Annotated in this window: 5 protein-coding genes; 2 read left to right on the forward strand and 3 right to left on the reverse strand. The window is 68.6% G+C overall.

The genetic code is table 11. From position 1 onward, the window contains the following. Window positions 1-310 precede the first annotated feature (310 nt). From KMW22_RS18105 to KMW22_RS18115, 3 genes are all read right to left on the reverse strand, one after another. Window positions 311-1,660 carry a S41 family peptidase gene (locus tag KMW22_RS18105; RefSeq protein WP_221091431.1) on the reverse strand — a complete coding sequence of 450 codons (1,350 nt, stop codon included), beginning with the start codon at window positions 1,658-1,660 and terminating at the stop codon, window positions 311-313. 98 nt (window positions 1,661-1,758) lie between these two features. Then, window positions 1,759-2,844 carry a M20/M25/M40 family metallo-hydrolase gene (locus KMW22_RS18110; protein WP_221091432.1) on the reverse strand — a complete coding sequence of 362 codons (1,086 nt, stop codon included), beginning with the start codon at window positions 2,842-2,844 and terminating at the stop codon, window positions 1,759-1,761. A 150-nt stretch (window positions 2,845-2,994) separates the two neighbouring features. After that, window positions 2,995-3,420 carry an EF-hand domain-containing protein gene (locus KMW22_RS18115; RefSeq protein ID WP_221091433.1) on the reverse strand — a complete coding sequence of 142 codons (426 nt, stop codon included), beginning with the start codon at window positions 3,418-3,420 and terminating at the stop codon, window positions 2,995-2,997. A gap of 258 nt (window positions 3,421-3,678) precedes the next feature. On the opposite strand from KMW22_RS18115, the gene KMW22_RS18120 reads away from it, so the two are divergent. Both KMW22_RS18120 and KMW22_RS18125 read left to right on the forward strand, forming a co-directional pair. Further along, window positions 3,679-4,119: an SMI1/KNR4 family protein gene (locus KMW22_RS18120; protein WP_221091434.1), complete on the forward strand. Its 441-nt coding sequence runs from the start codon at window positions 3,679-3,681 to the stop codon at window positions 4,117-4,119. A gap of 300 nt (window positions 4,120-4,419) precedes the next feature. After that, window positions 4,420-5,835 carry a DR2241 family protein gene (locus KMW22_RS18125; RefSeq protein WP_221091435.1) on the forward strand — a complete coding sequence of 472 codons (1,416 nt, stop codon included), beginning with the start codon at window positions 4,420-4,422 and terminating at the stop codon, window positions 5,833-5,835. Window positions 5,836-6,017 lie beyond the last annotated feature (182 nt).

Below are 6,017 nucleotides of genomic sequence, written 5' to 3' on the forward strand. Positions count from 1 at the left end.
ATAGCGGTCACGACCTGACGGTGAACCCTTCAGGTCATGTGGGGCGAGCGGCGCGAGTGACCGCGACAGACAGCGGTTGGCGTGGCGTTGAGGGCAGGAAAGCACCCCCCTGGGCGGAACGGAAGATCGCTCTCAGGAGCTGGGCGCCAGACCTCGCCGTGCCGGAAACCCATAAGAAGCGCGACTGATCGCCCAGGTTTGCAGGTTGACAAGGTTGGGCCCCTCATTCCTCAACCCTGAAGCGCCGCCCTGACCCCCTAACACAAGTCGCCCCCGCTGATCATGCGGGGGCAACGTGGCGCGGCGCCGCTTACGGGCGAGAGCGGAAGGGGTCCAGGCTCAGGGTGGGGGCGCTTTGCAGGGCCTGCACGCCCACCTGCAGCAGGGCGTCGGTGCCCTGGGTTAGCAGGCGGACCTCGGCTTCACCCTGCACCTTTGCCTGATCCGGCTGGATGCTCTGGGGGTAGGGGGTGCCGTCGGGCTTGGCGTAATTCAGGATGGTCAGCTGCAGGGCACCCTCGCCCACCGGCCACACGCGCGTGGCGGTGTTGCCCACCCCGGCGGTTTCCTCGCCAATCACCGGGCCGCGCCGGGCGTACTGCATCTCGAAGGCAAAGAACTCGCTGCATGAGGCGCTGCCGCTGTCCACCAGCACGGCCACCGGGCCGGTCCACAGGTTGGGGTTGCGCACGCTGCTCAGTACCCGCCCCGATTCCACGCGCGTACCCCGGCTGACCACGGTGCGCTCGTTGCCGTCGGGGCTGCGCGCCACACGGGTCAGGCTGGGCACGAAGGCGCTCACGGCGCTGTCGCACTCGCTGAGGCTGCCGCCGCCGTTGCCACGCAGGTCCACGATCAGGCCGCTGGCCCCGCGCGCCTGGGCCTGCCCCACAAGGTCATGCACCCCCTGGGCCACACCCCCGCCCGACAGGAAGGTGGGAATGCGCAGCACCGCCACCTCGCTGCTGCCGGCCCCCGGCACGAAGTTCAGGCGCGGCAGGTCGCGGGTGCTGCTCTCGCGGGCGGTCACAGTGACGGTCAGCGGCTGGCCCTGGCGCTCGGCGCCCAGGGTGATGGTCCGGCCTTCCTCGCGCGCGCGGCGCAGGTCCTCGTAGACGTAGGGCTGGCCGTTCAGGGTCAGCAGCACGTCGCCCCGCTTCAGGCCAGCTTCCTCGGCGGCGCTGCCGGGCACCACTTCGGTCACCACGCGGTTCTGACCGTCCAGGCGCGCCAGCTTCACGCCAAACTGCAGGCGGTTGCCACCCGTGGCGCTGGCCACGAACTCCTGGTAGTCCTCGGGGGTCTGGAAAAAGGAGTGGTCGTCGCCCAGGGCCGTCATCTCGGCTTCCAGCACCGGGTAGGCCTTGGCTTCCTCGCAGGTGCTGGGGCTGGGCGCGCACACGGCGTCCAGTCGCCCCTGGTACTCGCGGGTGAGGGCCGCGCGGTCCACCGGGGACAGGCCACCGTATTCCGTCTGAATCAGCAGGTTCACTCGGTTGAAAATGGCCTGCGCGGGCGACACCACGCTCTGGGCAGCCGCACCCGGCGACAAGGACATTCCCAGCAGCAGCGCGGCCAGACCCGGCGCCCGCGCGGCGCGAAGGAACAGGGAAGCAGGCCGGTCCGGGCGGCGCGGCGTCAGGCGGGCAGGGGCAGTCATTGGTCTTCCCATTCTGCTCCAGACAGATGGGAATTTGGTGGGGCACAATTGCAACGTCCGTCACAGGAAGCGCCCACCCACACGCGCTTTTTGGGGGGCTAGGCCACGGGTGACCGCTGGTACAGCTCCACCAGTCGCCGCAGAAACTGCAGGCCCGGTTTCAGGCTGCTGGCCTGCACCCATTCGTCGGTGCGGTGGGCGTTGCCGCCCCGGTACACGCCCACGGCCACAGCGGGCAAGCCGTGGGGCACGGCGGCGTTCGCATCGGTGCTGCTAGAGGCCACACGAATGTCCAGTCGGCCTTCGCGGGCGGCCTCGCGCACCAGGGGCAACAGGGGATCGCTGCGCAGGTCGCCGCCGGGGCGGTCGCCCACCCGCTCCAGGTGAACGCGCACGCCGGCCTCGCGCGCCGCCGCGTGCAGGGCCGTCACCGCCCGGCTGTCCAGGTCGGCCAGCACGCCAGCATCCAGCGAGCGCAGGTCCAGCAGCAGTTCGGCCGTGCCCGCAATGGAGTTCACACTAGTGCCGCCCCCCGCCACCCCCACATTCAGCGTGGTGCGCGGGCTGAGAGGCAGGTGCAGGGCGTACAGCGCGCTGATCGCCCGGCCCAGCGCGTGCAGGGCACTGGGCGCCTGATCGCCCCAGGAGTGCCCACCCGGGCCGCTGAACACTGCGCGGTAGCGCCGCACGCCCACTGCCCGGGTCACGGCAATGCCCAGGTAGCCGTCCACCGCCACAAAAGCGCCCAGCGCCGCGCGGTGCCGGGCCAGCAGGTGCTTGGCGCCGCGCAGGTCGCCCAGGCCTTCCTCGCCCACATTGGCCGCCACCCACAGCGGGCGGCGCAGCACCCCCGCGCCCCCGCGCAGGTCGCGCAGCAGGGCGGTGACCACCGCAAGGCTGGCGCTGTTGTCGCCCACGCCAGGGCCAATCAGGCGCCCGCCTTCCTCGCGCACGGTCACGTCGGTGCCGCCCTCGAACACCGTGTCCAGGTGCGCGGCCAGCAGCAGGGCGGGGCGCCCCTCGGTGCCTGGGGGGGTCAGGCGGGTCAGGACATTGCCGGCCTCGTCGCGCTCGGTGGCGTAGCCCAGCTCGTCCCACAGGCCCGCGATCAGGTCCGCGCGCACACCCTCCTCAAAGGTGGGCGCGGGCGTCTGGGCAATGCGGGTGAGGTACGACAGAGGCATTGCGGGCCATTGTAGTGGGCGGTGCGGGACAGGGGGCACGGAGCGTCCCCCCAGCGTGAGCGCTCGGCACAAGGTCAAGGCGTCAAGACGCCAAGAGGTCGAGCACCCGCTGGCCTCGACCTCTCGACAACTGGACTTCTTAGCTGGCGTTTACCGGCGCAGCATCCGGCTGCCGATCATGCCGGCCAGCCCCACCAGCCCGGCCTTGACCAGCGGGCTGCTGAGCATGCCGCCGGGCGCAAAGGCCGCTTCCAGGGGGCTCTGGCCGTTCTGGGCGGGGGCCTGGGCGGTGCGGGTGTAGGCGTCAATCAGGTCGTTGTCGTCGTCGTAGCGCACGTTCTGGACCGGGTTGGCGGGGCTGCGCACAATGGCGTCGCCCATCTGCTGGCGCTCCTGCGGGCTCATCTGCCCGAAGTACTCGCGCATAATCTGGTCGCGCTCCTGGGGCGAGGCGTTGTCCAGGTAGTCGCGGATGTAGGCGGCGGCTTCCTGGGGGCTTACCTGCCCGTCGGCGTTGGTGTCACGGGGGTCGAGGCGGGCCATCTGCTCGTGGCGGTCACGTTGCTGAAAGAACATAAAATCCCTCCTTGCACATGGAAACGGGCCGCAGCGCGCCCAGAAGCCCGGTGCCCCAGGCCGCCGCCGTCCAGTCAGTGAACGGCCCCACCCTACGAAGCCCGGCCAGCGCGTGCGTGAGGGGGGCCTTCAGTGGGGTTGAGGAAGGGCGGCAGGGGGGCGGCAGATGGCAGTGAAACTGCCTGGGGTCTGTATGCCAAGGTTGAGAGCTAGGCGATCAGCGACATTAAGGGGCGATAGCCACCAGGAGGATCAACCATGTGGCGACATTTTCTTCAGGAACTCGGCCTTCATCTGGCTGACTGCGCCCCAGCATCCCCTGCAGCCATCGAGCACCTCGAACACGCATTCGAGCTTGTCCTTCCCGAAGATCTCAAGTCGCTCCTGCTGGAGGTCGGCGCCCTGTCCGGTTCATATGGCGAAGGGATGCTCTGGTCTCCACACGAGATGGAAGAACAGAATCGTGTCATGCGGCAGAGGCCCCAATTTGGATCACTCTATATGCCGTTTGAAGGCCTGTTCTTTATTGGTGATCTCGGGAATGGCGACCTGATCGGCTTGCGGGTGCTCCAAGGCGAAGTCGAGGCGAACAACGTCTTTCGGTGGGATCACGAAAGCGATAGTCGATGGAACATCCAGCTGGATCTGAAGGGGTATCTCCAGGCCGCCGCGACAGGCAACATCCTGGGCCGCCCATGATCAACCATGCCACTGACCATCGGCCCGTGGGCCAGATACGGCCGCCCCAGACCGACCAAGGGCGGCGGCAGAGGTTCGAGACGCAACCACTGCTCATCGCTGATGTCTTCGCGCCGCAGCAGCGAAAGGTACGCCTCGTCATCCCTTTACTCCCCTTAGCCTACAGGCCCTCATGCGGCCCAGGGGCCTATCAAGCCCTGATCGCGGCCCTCTCCACGCTCGACTCCCCACGCTCTCTGCTCCCACTTCCCAGCTTTTGGGACAATCCCCCGCCCCGCGCTCCGCTACAGTCGGCGCCATATGCGCTCACTGGTGCTGATTGGGCACGGCTCTCACCTGAACGGCGAATCGGCGGTGGCGGTCTACCGCTACGCGGAATTGCTGCGGGACCGGGGGCTGTTCGACGAGGTGATCGAGGGCTACTGGAAAGAGGAGCCTTCCTTGCGGCAGGTGCTGAAAACCACCGCCAGCACGGACGTGACGGTCATTCCCATGTTCATCTCGGAAGGGTATTTCACCGAAACGGTGATTCCGCGTGAAATGGGGCTGGGCCACCAGGGGCCAGTGCCGGAAGGGGGCATTGCGCGGGTGATCGGGGGGCGCACGGTGCGCTACACGCTGCCCTACGGTGTGCACCCCGGCATGAGCGACGTGATTCTGGCCCGCGCCCGCGAGGTGCTGCCCGACGCCAACCCCCAGGACACGGCGCTGATCGTCCTGGGACACGGGACCACCCGCAACGAGAACAGCAACCGCGTCATCTACCAGAACGCCGACCGCCTGCGCGAGCAGGGCCACTTTGCCGAGGTGCACGCCCTGTTTCTGGACGAGGACCCCAAGGTGGGCACGTGGCCCGAGGTGGTGCGGGCGCCCCGCGTGGTGGTGGTGCCCTTCTTTGCCTCGGAAGGCTGGCACACCCTGGAAACCATTCCCGAAGACATGGGCTTAAGCGGCGTGGTCACCGACTTCCCTGACAACCCCCACGGCCCGCAGCAGGTGTACTACGCCAAGCCCGTGGGCACCCACGCCGCCGTGGCCGACGTGATTGTGCAGCTGGCCGAGGAAGCCCACGGCGCCGGCGATCAGGGTGACCACGAGCGGGGCCACGAGGCCGCGTGGCAGGCCTTTATGGACCGTGCGCGCCGGGGCCTGCGGGTGGGCGAGGCCCTGATCACCCCGGAACTGGGCGTGTTCGAGTTGCGGCACATGCTGGACGAGGGGCTGCCCGGCGGCGAACTGACCACCCTGGTCACGCCGGAGGGGGTGCGGGACCGCGTGCGCTTTACCGATGGCGGCGAGCACCGCCCGGTGCACACCCTGCGCAACCTGCCGCGCGGCTGGCGCGCCGTGCTGAACGAAGCCGACCTGCGCCGCGCCGTGCATTACCTGTACCCAGCGGTGGTGGAAGAAACCTACGCCCATTCCTGCCACGCCCTGCGCCACACCCCCTGGCCCACCACGGCCCGGCGCCAGACCGGCATTTACGCCAAGGTGCAGCGCGCCACCCCCGCCCAGGTGGAACACGTGGCCCAGGACGTGTGCAGCGCCTGCCTGCGCACCCGCCTGTGGGCAGGCGAGCGCCTGCTGCATTCCTTTCTGGACGGGGTGCCGGGCGGCCTGCCCTGCGCCGAGGCCTGCACCTACGTGGTGGCCGAGATCCGCGAGGAAGTGAGCGGAAAGCGCGGCGCTGGCAGCGGCCACAGCCACGACCACTGAGGGTCAAGACAAAAGGCCGCCGGCTCCTTTCTGAAAGAGGAGCCGGCGGCCTTTGGCATGGCCTAGTGGTCTGATGGAGAAAAACATTGACAGTTGGAATTGAGAGGAAGAAGCTGGGGGCGGAGGTGTCGCATGGCCCGCCAGCCTCGTCCACCACACATCGTCCTGACCCCCGAAGAACA

Source organism: Deinococcus aquaedulcis (assembly GCF_019693445.1).
Taxonomy (GTDB): Bacteria; Deinococcota; Deinococci; order Deinococcales; family Deinococcaceae; genus Deinococcus; species Deinococcus aquaedulcis.